Raw genomic sequence first — 16,205 nt, forward strand, 5'->3', positions numbered from 1 at the left:
TATTTGAAAATTATTTAATGGCGGATCACCTTTACAGGTAAATCATATTTTTTAATCCAAGATTCTATCCTATCTAAATCCTCATTTTTAAGACTTGGATCATCTTTTATAGGATATTCCATTCCTAATTGGTTATATTTATTTACCCCCATCTTATGATAAGGAAGTAAATCAATTCCTTTAAAGTTTTTATAATCTTTATAAGGTAATAAAAATTCCATAGTTTTTTCAATCTCATCTTGAGAATCATTTATACCTTTAAGTAAAGGCATACGAATCTTTACATTATATTTATTTTTAAGTAATTCTTGAAGATTTTCTAAAATCCTCTCATTTCTTACTCCAGTTAATTCATGATGTCTATCAGAATTAATATTTTTAATATCAAATAAGAATAAGTCTACAAATTCTGCAACCTTAAGTATTGTTTCAAGTTTTGTATAACCACAAGTTTCAATTGCAGTGTTTATACCTTCTTGCTTACATGCCATTAGTAAACTAGTAGCAGCTTCTGGCTGCATTAAAACTTCGCCACCACCTAATGTAACTCCACCGCCGGACATTTCATAAAAGGTTCTATCTTCTTCTACTATTTTTAAAAGTTCAGAGATAGTTTTTTCTTCTCCAACTATTGATATAGCAGATTTAAGACAAGCTTCTTTACACTTTCCACATCCTATACAATCTATGTCACGATTAACTTCATGCTTTAGAGTTTTATTAGAAATAGTATGAATTCCTACAGGACATGCAGAAACACAAGCTCCACAATTTACACATAGATTACTTTTAAGCATAACTCTATATTTTTTTTCTAGTCCTTCAGGATTTGCACACCATTTACATCTAAGTGGACATCCTTGAAAAAATACTAAAGTTCTTATTCCATCTCCATCATACATATTATATTTTTGTATATTAAAAATCCTTGCTTTTCTCTCGATTATACCTAAATTTCCATTACTCATATTACTCATTCTCCAGTTTCATTTACTTTGATTTTTAATATATATCTTAATTTACATCTGCAATCTACAAAACAGGCTGTAGATTGCAGACTTTATATAAATTATTTTAAAGGGACTAAGTTATATATTTTCTATAAGTTATATATTTTCCATCAAATTTTTATTAGAAATGTGTAAGCATAGTTCTACTTATAATTTCATCTTGAACATCTTTACATAACTCAACGAAGAATGCACTGTATCCAGCAACACGAACAATTAAATCACGATATTGATCTGGATGTTTTTGAGCTTCTATTAAAGTCTTGTTGTCTAAATAGTTAAATTGAACTTCTCCAAGTTGAAGGGCACACGCACTACGTAATAATGTAATGATTCCTTGTTCTCCTTCTGGTGTATCAAGAAGACCAGATATTAACTTAAAGTTATGAACCATACCTATATTCATATCTTCACAAGACATCTTAGAAACAGATTTTATTATAGAAGTAGGGCCTTTAAAATCAGCGCCTTGTGATGGACTTATACCATCTGATAAAGGCATCCATGCTCTACGTCCATTTGCTGTAGCTCCAGTCATTTGTCCAAATGGAGTATTGTTTGATATTGATAAAGTACCATGACTAAGTACTGAATATAATGTCTTATATTTACGATGTTCTTGTTCTGTAAAGTTAATTAAATCAGCAGCAATTAAATCTGCATAATCATCATCGTTACCATACTTAGGTGCTTCTAAACAATCTTTTTTTAATTGTTCATATCCAACGAAATCAGCTTTTAAAGCTTCGTTCATTTCTTGTAGTGTGTATTTCTTATCTTCAAATACTAATTTCTTTATAGCTGCCATGGAATCTGTATAAGTAGCAAGTCCACTCCATACTACTCCTGGTCCGAAGTTGTACATAGCTCCGCCTGCTTCTACCCCTTTACCATTTTCCATACAACCTTCATACATCATAGACATAAGTGGTTTTGGTGCAAGTTCCTTATGAACACGTTGAGAAATTACTGTAGCAACACTTGTCCATTTAGTAATGAATTTAATTTGCTCTTTAACAGCTGCTTCAAATTGTTCGTAAGTTTTAAACTGGCTTAAATCTCCCATATCTGGGCATACTTGTTTACCATACCATAATGGTACACCATGGTTTAAAACAAGTTCTATACATATAGGCCATTGAGTGTATCCTGTAGAAGTCCATTGATAAAGTCTTCCGGATTTTTGTGGTTCAACGCATCCCATTAAGCAGTAATCTCTTGCGTCTTCTATAGAAACACCTTTAGCTAACATAATTTTTATATGAACATCGTCAAAGTGGCATGCTGGGAATCCCATACCTGCACGAATAACGTCAACTATCTTTTTAAGATATTTTTGTGGTGATCCTTTGTGTATACGGCAAGCTAAAGATGGTTGATATATTTTAACATGACGAACTGCATCCATTAAAAGGTATGTTAATTCGTTTGTTGCATCACGGCCTTCTCTAGTAACACCACCTAAACACATATTTACAAATGGTTGATAACCTGCGAAGAATTTAGAACCACCTTCACTTGTTATCCACATCATTTCAGACATTTTTATAAGCATACAACCTGATAATTCAAATGCTTCATAATCAGTCATACGTCCAGCTTCAATATCAGCTTTGTAGAATGGATACATGTATTGGTCAACACGTCCTATAGACATACCTGTTTGGTTTTCCTCAACTACAAGTAATGATTCTATAGTCCAAACTGCTTGAATTGCTTCCCAGTAAGTACTTGGCTTATGTGCTGGAACTCTAGCATTTATTTCAGAAATCTTTTGAAGTTCTGCTTTACGCTTAGGGTTAGTTTCTTTTTGAGCTAATTCAGCAGCATAATCTGACATACGTTTAGCATATATCATAACACCTTCAGCAGTATCAATTAATGATTTGTAAAAATAGATTTTATCTATATCTTCTGGATTTTCATATTTAAGTTCAGCTAATTTTTCTTCTGCTTCTCTTTTTATGTCAAGCATACCTTTTTTCATTAATACAACGTCATATCCTGGGTTAGAGTCTCCTCCACCATTTACTGCGTGGTATGAACAATCTGAAACAAAAGATTCTCCTGAAAGTTCCCATACTCCTGCTTCACGATATTGATCTTCGCAGTATTCATCAACGGATTTACCCGCCCAATATGGGAATAGTTCCTCACGCATAATTTTCTTATCTTCTTCTGAGATGTAGAATGGATCTTGTGGACGAGTTCCTATTGTATCAATTTCATCAACCATCCATCTCCAAGCTATATCAGGAGAAAATGCTCCTGCACGAGGTTTTCCGTTTGGTGCTCCAACAATAAGTTCGTGGTCTTGAATTAAAAGTGGTGCAGTTTCGCAACAATGTTTAAAACATTTACCACGTAAAACTGATTTAGGAATACCAGGGTTTTCTTTAGCTATTTTAGTAATAGCTCTTGCTCTATGAGTTGTTATTGATGGAACATGTTTCATATAATTTTCTTTTAACTTAACTAGACGTTCTGTCATTCCATCTGGTATTTCACCATTATTATCACACGCAACCTTTGATGTAGCTGGTTCTTCTTTTGTTATTTCATTAGAAACACTTTGAAACATCTTCATTAAGCCAGCGCGTTCTTCATCAGACATATTTTTAGTAGCTTCCATAAATTTATTTGAAAATTCACGTATATCCAATTTATTCCCTCACATTCTTTAATGTATTTCATATATTAAATATGATTTTTTATTTTAAGTCCTGTAGAACTTTTTTTAAAATACTCTCTAATAACTTATAGTTATCTATTTCATTTCCATTTAACTTCCCATTTAAAACTGCAGAAATAGAATCCTCTTTATCATTTACTGTTTTAACAATTTCATCCACCATGCGAACTCCATATCCAACTTTACGTATATATAATAGATTCATAGGTGAAACATTATCCGAAGTCATTCCCTGACCTGCTGAACCACTACCTAATGTCATTGAAGGGAACAAATTAGTAGTAGCCCCCATACTGCCAAAGGTTCCTGCAGTGTTTACAAGCACTCTACCAACAGGTTTTTTAAGTGCAAATTGACGAATAACTTCTTCATCCTTTGAATGTATCACAAGTGTATGTCCATATCTTTCAGTAAGTAATAATTCTATACATTTTTCACAAGCATGCATCCAGTCATCCTCTATATAAAAGGCTAAAACCGGGCAAAGTTTTTCTCTTGAATAAGGATTATTCTTAGAAACAAACTTCTCATTGGAAATAAGCACTTTTACACCTTCTGAAACTTGAAAGCCAGCTTTCTTAGCTAAAAACTGTGGAGACTTACCAATCATCTCTAAATCTGGGGTTCCATTTTGATTAAACAAAATCTTTCCTAGTTTTAAAGCTTCTTCTTCTGTCATAAAATACCCACCATTTTTAATAAGTTCTTGCTTTACTTCAGATGCAATTAAGCTATCTACAACAATTGATTGTTCTGCGGCAGACACAACTCCATAATCAAAATTCTTGCTTGTAATAATATCTTTAACCGCTTTTTCTATATCAGCTGTACGTTCTATAAAGGCAGGTCCGTTTCCATTGCCTCCATATATTACTGGCTTACCAGATTTATAGGCTCTATCAAGCATTTCTATAACTCCAGTGTTCATTATTAAAGATGTATCTTTATGCTTCATAAGCTCTAATGAACCACTTTCAGTTACTGTGTGAAGATATGCAAGAGCGCCTTCTGGAAGTCCTACACCTTCTGCAGCTTTAATTAAAATATCCACTGTTTTAGAAATTGAATTTTTAGCTCTTTTATGAGGTGAAAATATAATTGTATTTCCTGACTTTATTGCAATTAATGCTTTATATATAGTAGTAGATACTGGACTTGTCGCTGGTGGGAAGGCTATAACAACCCCCATTGGTACACCAACATCCATGGTTTTATTAATTTTATCTTCATTGATAATACCTACACACCTCATACCTTTGAGTTTGTTTTTTAAATACTCACATACAAAGTGATTTTTAACATATTTATCTTGCCACTTTCCATACTCTGTTTCTTCATTAGATATTTTTGCAAGCTCTTTTAAATGTTTTTCAACTTCTTCAGCCATACGCTCAACTATCTCATCAAGTTTTTCTTGTGGGAAAGTAGCTAATTTTTTTTGTGCCTCTCGGGCATTTTCAACAAGAATTCTAGCTTCCTGCATGGAGAGTAAATCATTATCTATAATATTCATCTTTCTCTCTCCTTTTCTTTAGAAAAAATTCATTTTTCTATTCTGTTATAAGATCTGTAATGGCATAACGTTTTATTATTTTTTCAAGATCTTCGTGTGGTCTTGGAATAACTATTGAGCTATATAGGCTTCCACCTTCCATTCCATTGACTGCTGCAACACCAGCATCTACTGCTGTTTTACAAGCACCAACATCACCACGAACTAATACAGATATATAACCTGATGCAACATTTTCATATCCTATAAGTTCAACATCTGCTGATTTGCACATAGCGTCTGCTGCTTCTAAAGCAAAAACCAGACCAAAAGTTTCGATTAATCCTAAAGCTTCATATCTTGCCATATGTATATCATTTCCTTTCTATTTTATGAATCGATATCGTGTACTGAAACAATATCTCCAACTTCTCTAATAGGACGTGGCATAACATTGTGTGCTGTTAATTTACCGATAGCTCTAGCTGCTTCAGCACCTGCTTCTACAGCAGATTTTACTGCACCAACATCCCCTTTTACCATAATTGTTACAAGGGTTGAACCAATATTTTCATAAGAAATTAATTCAACATTAGCTGCCTTAAGCATTTTGTCTGCAGCTTCAAGTGCAGGAACTAATCCTATTGTTTCCACAAGGCCTAAAGCCTCATCTCCATAATATCTCATTTTTAATTCCTCCTTCCTAATTTTAGCCCAATATACTTTTTATTAACTATAACTTCTATTATTAACTCTTCTATATATTCTGTGTAGGTTTTCATGCATTTTTTATTGCTATATCCTGATTATATCCCTTACCCTTTGGGGGAAAGTCAATATATTTTTTATAGTAAAAATATTGAAAAAACTTATAGCAAATCTTATATTTTAAGTTGAAATTTAATTATTATGCTTACTAAAATTAAATATTTAAAGCTATTATTATAAAATTTCATAAGATTTATTTTTCACAAGGATTCCCCTATGGTTAATGTTAGAAATTAATCCGGAATATACTTGTTGATTGTTTCCGCACCTTCTGCATGTGCATGGTAGTAAACTCTTAACTCATTGTTATTATCTAAATCGAATCTTGTTTCTTCAATAAGACCATTAGCTTCTGCTGTAAGTAGTGCATTAATTACAGCTTTTTTGTTTAGAGCCTTAAAATTTCCATATTGTCCTTTTAACGCCTTTATAACATCATCAGCACAAGCTTCTGAAACTTTAGTAAAATATTTTAAAATTGCATAATTAAGCGGTTTCATCTATATCTACCTCCATTTTCTTTCCTTTGAATAAATCAAGTGGATTCATAGATATTGTAAGAATACCAAACATCATTATTACAGCTCCAATCCAAGCTACAGGAGGTAATGACCATCCGTCCATTCCACCATATACTCCTAATACTAATAAGCAGAATAATGGTCCAAAGAAAGAATATGTACCATTGCATGCAGTACCAAGTCCTGCTCCACACATACTGTTTCCAGCATACCATGTCATGAATGTTACAAATGATAAAAGTCCACTTAAAGCAAACCAAACCATTGCAGGAGAACTTGTAAATGCTTTTACAGCAAGGTCAGTAGAGATTCCAATTCCACCAGCCATCATTCCGAAAATTGGAACTAAGATGAATAAGTTTGCTATACCTGATGTTACTTGACGAATACAAATACCAATCTCAGGGTCAATCATTGCTGTACCATATCCAGCTACACAACCTTCAAATCCCCAACCTAAAGCTGCAATAATAGCTATTGCAATACCAATTAATGTATTTGCTGAAGCACCGCCACTAAGGCCTGTACTACCAATTAGAAAACTTGCACATACGCATATTAAAATACCAAAAGCCATACGCTTATTTAGTTCTTGCTTATACAAAATTTTACCTAGTATAGCTGCAATTGCAGGGCAAAGAGCTGATATTGGAACAACTATTGAACCAGCCATTTGAAGAGCTATAACATAAGCAGTACCAGCTATAGGTCCTCCGATAAGAGCTGCTAATATCATGATGCGTCCTGGTTTTGTGTTGATGCATCTTAAAAAGTCTCCAAATTTACCTTTAACTCCTGCATACAAAAGTGCCCAAACAGCACTGCATGTATCGTTTATTGCGTTACCAAGAGCTGCAAGCAAGTATGCTATAGCAAATGCTGATAAACCTGCTGTATTAGGACCATACCAGTCCCCCCAAACGCCTTTAGTCATACCCATAGTTAAAAACGCTGTATATAATCCATAGGCAAGTCCTGAAAATAAAGCCAGGGATATACCCTTTTTGAAGAAATCACTTGATAATTTCTTCTTTGCAGCAACTGCTTCTAAGCTTACTGCTTTTGAATCTCCATTCATAAAATAATTCTCCTTTCGCTTATAAAAAATTAATAATATTATAAATTCATATTGTTAAATAAAAATTTATAATAAATATACATTAAGATTGTTATAATTTGGTGCATTCTACATTAAAATTACTGAACACCTTTTCACTTTCTATCTTGTAGGTACTTTATTCTTAAGTAGATTATATTCCCTGCCCTATAGGGTAAGGTCAATATGTATTTTTCAAGAATATTTAAATAAGATTAAAAAAATTAGTATTATATCTACCAATGGAAACTCAATAAATACTTCTAAACCCTTTATTAAGTTAAAGTTACATTTGATGTTCTTAAGCGATAAATATAGAAATACCTGGATAATAATCCAGGTATTTTTAATTCTATAAAAACAATAAATTTGTGTTTTGTTTGATATTATTGTGTTTTTTTTAACAAAAGGAGTATTATTAACCCTTTATAGTCTACCCTAGGGTCAACGTTTTCACCGGGGCTAAATTATTTTTGTCTACTGATTTTTATTAAAACTTCTGTTACAAATCTATTTCTATTTTTAGTTGTCCAATAATCTGTTACATATCTTTCATAGGATTCTTCAGAACATATATAACCATGTTTTTCAGTCCAATCCTTTATTTTTTTATATGTTTCATTAATAGTTTCATGAGGTCCTATATGATAACAAGCGGCTACCATCCAACCACCAAATTCCACACTCAATTCTTCCTTACATTTTAAAATTGTCTCCTGCATTATCCTCATCTTATTGCATTTTCCATTCATTTTATCTTGAAAGCATGGAAAACGTATGATTACAGGCCCTGTTATTGCATTATCTATACTATCTATGTAATTTGTAAATTCTATGTTAATTATAGAATCCATATAGTCATATTCAAAATCTTGATCTAAAAAAGTTAAAGTACGATTATCTATATATTTTATAGCTACATCAGAAACATTATTTTCAATTACCATTTGGGCTTCAACTATAAGATCATCCCAATCCTTAACGGATCTTAATTTTAAATTTATTTCTTTTTCAAGATCTTTTAATTCATCTATTTTATTTCTAAAACTTGTATGAAAAAAATCATAGGTCTTCCCCTCTAAAAAACCTTTCATTTCTTCAAGCTTAAATCCACTTTGTTTATAATATTTTATAACTGGAACAGATAATAAAGTATTCTTGCTATAATATCTGTAACCACTTTCATCAGCTACTTTATCAGGTGATAATATGTCCATTTTGTCATAATATCTTAATGCTTTTTTTGTTATTTTGCATATCTTACCAACTTTACCTATTGAATATAATTCATCTTCCATATTAATCCCCCTTATTTTTTATATTATAAATTGTATTTAATTTTTCAATTTTTCTGAAAATTTGAGCAAAATACCACCCATTACTGAGTGGTATAAAATAGTCTATCCTAAAACTTTTTCTAAAATTTTTAATAAATCTTCCTTTGTAGCTTCTCTAGGATTTGCTGTTGTACACACATCCTTAAGAGCTGCATTAACAATCTCTTCTCTTGACGCTTCAGCCAAAGCCATATCAGCGCCTTGTTCTTTTAATGTGGCTGGAATCATTAATGTATTTTGAAGTTCTACAATACTTTTAATTAGATTATTAACACCAATATTTACATTTGGCGCATGCAATTTTAATAACTTAGCAAGCCTTTGATATTTCTTAGCTGCTACGTCATATTCAACATTAAAGGTTTCTTTATTTAAACTAGCGTTATATTCAACTACATAAGGAAGTATTATTGCATTACTTCTTCCATGAGAAATATGTAACTTCCCACCTACTGCATGAGCTAAACTATGAGTAATTCCAAGTCCTGCTGCATTAAAAGCCATACCAGCAAGGCATGATGCATTGTGAAGTTTTTCTCTTGCTATAATATCATTCCCATCAGCATAAGCCTGTGGTAAAAATCTAAAAGCTAAAGTAAAGGCTTTTTCTGCAAGAGCATCTGAAAAATCAGTAGCATTTTTTGAAACATAGGCCTCCATGGCATGTGTGATTACATCCATTCCTGTATCCGCAGTTATAGCTTTGGGTACAGATTTAACCAACTCAGGGTCAAGAATAGCAACCGTAGGAAGAAGTGATTTATCTGTAAGAGCATACTTTAATCCTTCTTGTTTATTTGTAATTACTGCATATTCAGTTACTTCAGAGCCTGTACCACTTGTAGTAGGTATAGCATAAAACTCTTCTATAGTGGAAACTCCTCCAGTAATTTTTTTGGCATATTCTTTCATGGCCTTAGCTCCATCAATTGATGAACCTCCACCAAGAGCTATCATAACCTCTGCATTACAACTTTGAAGTTTTTGAATACCAGATGCAATAACTTCTACAGATGGATCAGGTACAATATCGCTATATATAGCTACTTCACAATCAACAAGTTTTTGTTGTACTTTTGCAGCCATACCTGAAGTTTCCATAAATTTATCACATACAATTAGTACTCTTTTATTTTTAATTTCCTTTAGTCTATCTAAAGATCCTTCTCCAAAATAGACATCTGTATTAATACTAAATTCTTTCATATGCATTTTCTCCTATAAAAAAATATCAAGATATGAATGAATTTGGTATTCTTTAACTTAAATATAAAATTAACCTACAATTATAACAATCAAACTAAGTTTATAATAAACTTTTCTTAATGTATTATACCAATATTATATTAAGAATACAATACTATTACAACGGGATTTGTGTCAAATTATAGTGAAAAATTGTGATTTCCCTCTAAATAAATAAGCTCGCCAAAGTTTCTTTCTGCATTTTCTTCTCTTAGTTATATAGTCACCTGTAAATGCCATACTTGTTTGCTGTATAGGGTTATACTTACCTTTCTTTATTCTTTTATCCGCATCAGCTTTTAAGTTTATATCTTCTTGACAAAATCTAATGGAATATGATATTATTTAGAAAATTTAATAATTAAACACCAATAAGTTGCCACCGGGTAACTCATTTCATAGTACTTAACTTTATTCCTTTAGGTCTTAGTAGGAATAAATGTTAGGTATTTTTTTATGTTTATTTTTAGGAGGAATCATGAAAATGAGTATTAAAAATACATTTATGCGCTATATTTTAACAAATGTTATAGGAATGCTTGGTCTTTCATGCTATATTTTAGCGGATACTTTTTTTGTATCTAACGGATTAGGAGTAACGGGATTAACAGCTCTAAATTTATCAATTTCCATTTACAGTTTTATTAATGCGACAGGACTTTTAATTGGAATTGGTGGTGCTACAAAATATTCTATTTATCAAGCACGAAATAAGCATAACAAAGCAAATATTATTTTTACCAACTCCATTAAAATTGGGATTCTCTTGGGAATATTTTTTTTACTGATTGGTTTATTGGGATCTTCAACACTTAGTAGTTTATTAGGAGCAGATGAAAATATCTTTCGTATGACAAATACCTATCTAAAAACACTACTGTGTTTTGCACCTTTTTTTATTCTTAATAATATTTTTATAGCTTTTATTAGAAATGACGGAAATCCTAAGCTGTCAATGGCTGGAATGTTAATCGGAAGTCTAGCAAACATTATTTTAGACTATATCTTTATTTTTCCTCTTCAGTGGGGAATGTTTGGAGCGGCTTTTGCAACAGGGCTAGCACCTATTATTAGTATGTGTATTTTAACAAGGCACTATATTAAAAAGAAAAATCGCTTCCATTTTCATAAGTCAAAATTATCAATAAAGCAGATAACTTATATTTGTAGTTTAGGGGTATCATCCTTCATTACGGAAATTGCTTCTGGTATTATTCTTATTGTATTTAATTTACTTATATTAAATATTTCCGGAAATATAGGTGTGGCAGCCTATGGTATTGTGGCTAATTTGGCTTTGGTAGCAACTTCTATTTTCACAGGCATTGCTCAAGGAACACAACCTTTATTAAGTGAAAATTTTGGACAAGGGAATAATAAAAAAATTCTACAATTATTTAAATATGCAATCTATGCATCCCTTGTAGTTTCAATTGTTTTATATGCTCTTATTGTTATTTTTAATAATCAATTAGTAGAAATATTCAATAGAGATCATATAAAAATTCTCTCAAAAACTGCATCTAATGGATTGATTATTTATTTTGCTGGTTTCTTCTTTGCAGGAATTAATATCATTACATCAGCTGTATTAAGTTCTATAAATGAACCAAGACATGCTTTCACTATTTCAATTTTACGTAGTGGTTGCATTATTGTTCCTGTAGCTTTATTTCTATCTTATTTCTTTCAAATGATTGGAATATGGCTAAGCTTCCCTTTGTCAGAAATAATAACACTAATTGTAGGTGTATTTCTTGCTAAGAAATCCTTAAAAAGATTATGAGCAAATGCATAAACTCAAAATGAAAATAACCCAAAATTATCAAAACTCCCTATCATTATCATAGTTATAATGATGGAGAGTTTTGTTTTTGTTTTACATAGATTTCATCTACCTTACCACTTTTAAGTATGAGGCTACATACCTATTACGAGATGCGCCTAGACCAAATATAAATAACAAGACTGTAATACCGATTAGTGCTTGAAGTGGAACCTTCCAGCCATTAGTTACATCGTGAAGAAATCCGAACAATATTGGTCCAAAGGCGGCAAGCAGATATCCCAATGACTGTGCCATTCCAGACAATTGAGCAGCTTCATTTGAATTTTCCGTACGTAAACTAAAAAACATCATTGATAAACTGAATGCAAAACCTCCACCGATTCCTAATATAATAATCCATAGAAACACAAATTGTGAACTTCCATAAAGTAATCCGGCGATTCCAATTAATATAAATAAACACCCACTTATAACTAAAGAGCGTTGATTAGATCTGCGTCCTGCAAGAACTGAAACAATAAAAGTGAAAGGAATCAGAGCTAATTGCATAAGAGAAAGCATCCAACCAGCTTTATTGGAACTCATACCTTTCTGCATTAGAATCTCTGGCATCCATGCTACCATAGAATAAAACACTAAAGATTGCAGTCCCATAAACAAACTCACCTGCCATGCTAAGGATGACTTCCACAAATTCACATTGCTACTAACTGTTTTATGACCCTCAGATACTCCTTCATCATTGCCTTTTACTTGAGGTAACCAAAGTATAATTGATATAAAACTTAAAATTCCCCATATTCCTAATGCTCCAGACCATTTTAATCCTAATCTAGTAGCTATTGGAACACTTATACCAGAAGCTATTGCTCCAAATGTATTCATAGATATTGAATAAACACCTGTCATAACACCGATTTTCTCTGGAAAATCTCGTTTAATAAGACTGGGTATTAATACGTTAGCAACGGAAATAGCTAGACCTATTATAGCAGTACCAATAAATAAACCAGCAACCCCTGACAAAGAACGTAGAATAATACCAACAGTAAGAAATATAACTGACAATAGTAGTACTAGTTCAACTCCAAACTTACGTCCCAATCTAGGTGCAACCGGTGAAAAAAGTGCAAAAGCGAATAATGGTAGTGTAGTAATCATACCAGCTAGTGTGTTTGATATATGTAAATTGTCTCTAATAAATTTTACTAAAGGTCCAACGGAAGTTAAAGGTGCTCGTAAATTGGCCGCAATAAATATAATACCTATAATAAGCATCAGCGATGCTGATTTGCGTACCTTAAAATCCATATTATTTGGTTTTTTATCTGATTTATTTAGTGACATCATATGAGTTTCCTCCTAGTATTTCGTATATTTTCCTTTTATTAATTTATCATGGTATACAGAGCTTCTTTTGCCTTGTTCAAATATTCATTAACACTCTCAACAGCTAATTTTGTATCTCCTGTTTTAATTGCCTCAAGTAAACTATAATGAATTTCACTCTCAAAGCTTGTGGTATTCTTTATTTCCATTACTTTATCAACGGAATTTTGTAATGAATCGGTAATATGTTCATAAAGCTCAATAAACATCTTATTATGTGTAGCCTGTACAATAGACTTGTGAAAATCAATATCCATTTTAATGAATTGGAGTGGGTCATTGTTTTCAGCAGCTATCTTGCATTTTTTTAGGCAAGTTTGGATTTGTTCTAGATCTTCTACATCTCTTCTCTCAGCAGCTAGTTGCGCTGCTTCCCTTTCAAGCGCCAAACGAACCTCTAATGTTTCTAAAAGATCGCTTTTTTCAATTTTTTTCTCCAACGCCATTCCTAAATTACTGTTGGATTTTACAATAGTTCCTATACCTTGTCTAGTTTCAAGCATACCAACATGAACTAAAGATTGAATTGCTTCTCTTAAAGTGTTTCTACTCACATCAAATTTATTCATTAATTCCGGTTCTGCAGGAATCTTCTCCCCTACTTTCCATAAGCCACTTTCTATCATATTTTCAATCTGAGCAGTTACCTGCCCTACTAAAGTTGAACGATTTATTTTTTGAATAGCCATATAATAATATTCCCCTTTCCAAACGTAGGATGATTGGTTTATTGTATGATAACATGAATCAGTTGATATTGTCAAGGTATGCTAAAAACTTATATATTGCAGTGCAAATCTCAATATAGTATAATAATTTCATTGATAATATCAACGAATGGAGATGTTAAATTGAATAAGGCAGAAATAGTTAGAAAGGAACTAAGACTAATCATAAGAGAATTAGGACTACTTAATTATAATTGTCTAAATTCTGGACTTACATTAGTACAAGCTCATGTATTGAACTATCTTAAACAAAATGGCATTACTCCTTTTAACGAATTGGCAATACAATTAGGAATTGATAAAGCTTCCTTAAGTAGAATTCTTAATAGTTTAAAAGCTAAAAATTTTATTAAAATAGAAAAATCTCCTACTGACAAAAGAATAAAACACATTAGCCTTCTTTCATCAGGATTGGAAGCTATGATAAATGGAGATATGGAAGCTAATAAGTTTATCAATGAAATCCTAGATTTAGGAAATGACACTGTTAATGATAACATTTCAAAATCCTTAAAAGAATTTCGTATTCTTGCATTAAAAAATAATCTTATAAAGGATGATTCTCGAATAAAAATAGAAAGATTATCATCAAATTATCTGGATGATGCAATAAGGTTAACCACAGAAATATTTGCTTATGAACAAAATATCCCTAAAGAATTAATACCTATAAATAAAGATTTGAAGCAAATTTGGTGGTGTGCAAGAGTAGGTGAAGACATTATTGGAGTGGTAGCCTGTTGGTGCCAAGATAATCAATGGCATTGGGGAAGATTTGCAGTGGATAAAAGGCTCCGTGGCTTAGGAATAGGCAAAAAAATGGCTATATTTTCTCTAAATGAAATGTTTAATCTTGATGTAGAAAAAGTTTTTATAGATGCAAGGGATGTAACTGTAATAATATTAAAACAGCTTGGGTGTGAAGTATTAGGAAAACCAATAGATTTTTACGGTGAGCCAGTTACTCCCGTTGTAGTAAAGAAGCAGGATTTTATGAATAAGATAAAACAGCAAACAAAATAATTAAAATAAGTAATAACTACCTTGAAACACTATATAAAAGGCGAATAATTTAAATATAAATAAAGTTTTAATTAAAATAAGGTAGTCAACACTGACTACCTTATTTTGTGTTATAAATCAATCTTTTAATCTAACATATCCTTTTAATAAAAAATTAATTGTTTTAAAGTTTAATCTTGAAATCTTTCTGGAAACTGTTCTATAATGCCCTCTGCCATCATATCTGCCATTTCTAAAGCCTGCATTTCAAGATCATCATATATGGAAATACCTTTTTCATAATCTGATGTAAGTATAGTAACTGCTTGAGCTTTAACAAGTGCTAAATGTTCATGTAACATTGCTTGCCAATCTTCAAAGTACCAATAAGGATTAATTTTGCTAAGTAGCTCAGCAATTTGGTCTGCATTTTCGTACCATCTTTTTTCAGCATCTGCTGCTGCATCAGTATTCCCCGCCTTAGAGGCCTTAACAATTTCTGAAGCTATAACAAGATGACTTGTAAGCAACTTATTAAATTCAGCAGCAACCTCATCACCATAGAAAGGTCTTAATGCTTCCTCAAAATCTTTAGGATTTCTAAGAAGCCTAGCTACAACAAGATCCTCATTGGGTGAACCTGCTACTATACTCATTATAGCTAATCTTGTCCAAACAGAATGTTGTTCCCAAAGCATACGCATGGTATCTCTTAGGGCCATTTCTGATTCAGTAACTCTAAACATATCAGGACAATCCATATCATCTATAGATCTGTATTCGGCATATATATAATTAGGGTCTACTCCTGAATCTGCTTCGGTAACTGGATAAATGTTTGGATCATATATTTGTTCTAACAATTCATCTGTGCGATATGGTTCACTACCATAAAAATTTGTCATTGGATATAAATACATCCTTCTCACCACTTTAATAATCTTTACATTTTATAATATGGTTATATCAGAAACAAAGTTACATATACTTATACTTAACAGCAATCCCAATTATATAAAACTTTAGTAAAATCAAGTTTCTTTAAATCTTCTTCATTTATAAAAAAGTTGGCTACTCCAGCATCTCCAAACATTAAATCACATTCATCTTCACAATCTAATTGAAGCAATAATGTA

The 16,205-nt window shown here is 31.8% G+C and carries 15 protein-coding genes; 2 read left to right on the forward strand and 13 right to left on the reverse strand.

Annotated elements, in window-relative coordinates; genetic code table 11:
- Positions 1 to 14: 14 nt before the first annotated feature.
- From cutD to ACYUEW_RS05960, 9 genes are all read right to left on the reverse strand, one after another.
- On the reverse strand, positions 15 to 968 hold the full coding sequence (gene cutD, locus ACYUEW_RS05920; protein ID WP_041345748.1) for a choline TMA-lyase-activating enzyme: 954 nt from the start codon (positions 966 to 968) through the stop codon (positions 15 to 17).
- Between the two features lie 163 nt (positions 969 to 1,131).
- Positions 1,132 to 3,672, reverse strand: coding sequence for a choline trimethylamine-lyase (gene cutC / locus ACYUEW_RS05925; RefSeq protein WP_042384851.1), 2,541 nt, complete (start codon positions 3,670 to 3,672; stop codon positions 1,132 to 1,134).
- 49 nt (positions 3,673 to 3,721) lie between these two features.
- A complete protein-coding gene (locus ACYUEW_RS05930) occupies positions 3,722 to 5,215 on the reverse strand; it encodes an aldehyde dehydrogenase family protein (RefSeq protein WP_460276413.1) in 1,494 nt (497 codons plus the stop codon).
- A 37-nt stretch (positions 5,216 to 5,252) separates the two neighbouring features.
- Positions 5,253 to 5,561, reverse strand: a complete 309-nt coding sequence (locus ACYUEW_RS05935; RefSeq protein ID WP_012343795.1) for a BMC domain-containing protein — start codon at positions 5,559 to 5,561, stop codon at positions 5,253 to 5,255.
- 23 nt (positions 5,562 to 5,584) lie between these two features.
- Positions 5,585 to 5,881: a BMC domain-containing protein gene (locus ACYUEW_RS05940; protein ID WP_003358244.1), complete on the reverse strand. Its 297-nt coding sequence runs from the start codon at positions 5,879 to 5,881 to the stop codon at positions 5,585 to 5,587.
- Positions 5,882 to 6,195: 314 nt separating this feature from the next.
- On the reverse strand, positions 6,196 to 6,462 hold the full coding sequence (locus tag ACYUEW_RS05945; protein ID WP_003361887.1) for a hypothetical protein: 267 nt from the start codon (positions 6,460 to 6,462) through the stop codon (positions 6,196 to 6,198).
- Positions 6,449 to 7,561: a membrane protein gene (locus ACYUEW_RS05950; protein WP_003402123.1), complete on the reverse strand. Its 1,113-nt coding sequence runs from the start codon at positions 7,559 to 7,561 to the stop codon at positions 6,449 to 6,451. The genes ACYUEW_RS05945 and ACYUEW_RS05950 overlap by 14 nt, the downstream gene beginning before the upstream one ends.
- A 485-nt stretch (positions 7,562 to 8,046) precedes the next feature.
- On the reverse strand, positions 8,047 to 8,877 hold the full coding sequence (locus ACYUEW_RS05955; protein ID WP_460276414.1) for a MerR family transcriptional regulator: 831 nt from the start codon (positions 8,875 to 8,877) through the stop codon (positions 8,047 to 8,049).
- A 102-nt stretch (positions 8,878 to 8,979) separates the two neighbouring features.
- Complete coding sequence (locus ACYUEW_RS05960; RefSeq protein WP_043032020.1) at positions 8,980 to 10,122, reverse strand: 1-propanol dehydrogenase PduQ; 1,143 nt, start codon at positions 10,120 to 10,122, stop codon at positions 8,980 to 8,982.
- 523 nt (positions 10,123 to 10,645) lie between these two features.
- On the opposite strand from ACYUEW_RS05960, the gene ACYUEW_RS05965 reads away from it, so the two are divergent.
- Positions 10,646 to 11,947 (forward strand): MATE family efflux transporter, encoded by a 1,302-nt coding sequence (locus ACYUEW_RS05965; RefSeq protein WP_460276415.1) that lies wholly within the window; start codon positions 10,646 to 10,648, stop codon positions 11,945 to 11,947.
- A gap of 108 nt (positions 11,948 to 12,055) precedes the next feature.
- Here the strand turns inward: ACYUEW_RS05965 and ACYUEW_RS05970 are convergent, their stop codons facing one another.
- Positions 12,056 to 13,300, reverse strand: a complete 1,245-nt coding sequence (locus ACYUEW_RS05970) for a CynX/NimT family MFS transporter (RefSeq protein ID WP_460276416.1) — start codon at positions 13,298 to 13,300, stop codon at positions 12,056 to 12,058.
- A 38-nt stretch (positions 13,301 to 13,338) separates the two neighbouring features.
- On the reverse strand, positions 13,339 to 14,028 hold the full coding sequence (locus ACYUEW_RS05975) for a FadR/GntR family transcriptional regulator (RefSeq protein ID WP_460276417.1): 690 nt from the start codon (positions 14,026 to 14,028) through the stop codon (positions 13,339 to 13,341).
- Positions 14,029 to 14,190: 162 nt separating this feature from the next.
- Here ACYUEW_RS05975 and ACYUEW_RS05980 point away from each other — a divergent pair, with 162 nt between their 5' ends.
- The gene (locus tag ACYUEW_RS05980) at positions 14,191 to 15,090 is read left to right on the forward strand and encodes a GNAT family N-acetyltransferase (RefSeq protein WP_460276418.1); all 900 of its coding nucleotides are present in this window, start codon (positions 14,191 to 14,193) and stop codon (positions 15,088 to 15,090) included.
- 170 nt (positions 15,091 to 15,260) lie between these two features.
- On the opposite strand, the gene ACYUEW_RS05985 is transcribed toward ACYUEW_RS05980, so the two are convergent.
- Together ACYUEW_RS05985 and ACYUEW_RS05990 are read right to left on the reverse strand one after the other, a co-directional pair.
- A complete protein-coding gene (locus ACYUEW_RS05985) occupies positions 15,261 to 15,989 on the reverse strand; it encodes a LysM peptidoglycan-binding domain-containing protein (protein ID WP_460276419.1) in 729 nt (242 codons plus the stop codon).
- Between the two features lie 74 nt (positions 15,990 to 16,063).
- On the reverse strand, positions 16,064 to 16,205 hold a 142-nt coding region (locus ACYUEW_RS05990; protein WP_278001758.1), incomplete at its 5' end, for a DUF1963 domain-containing protein.

It is taken from the genome of Clostridium sp. CTA-1 (genome assembly GCF_054768215.1).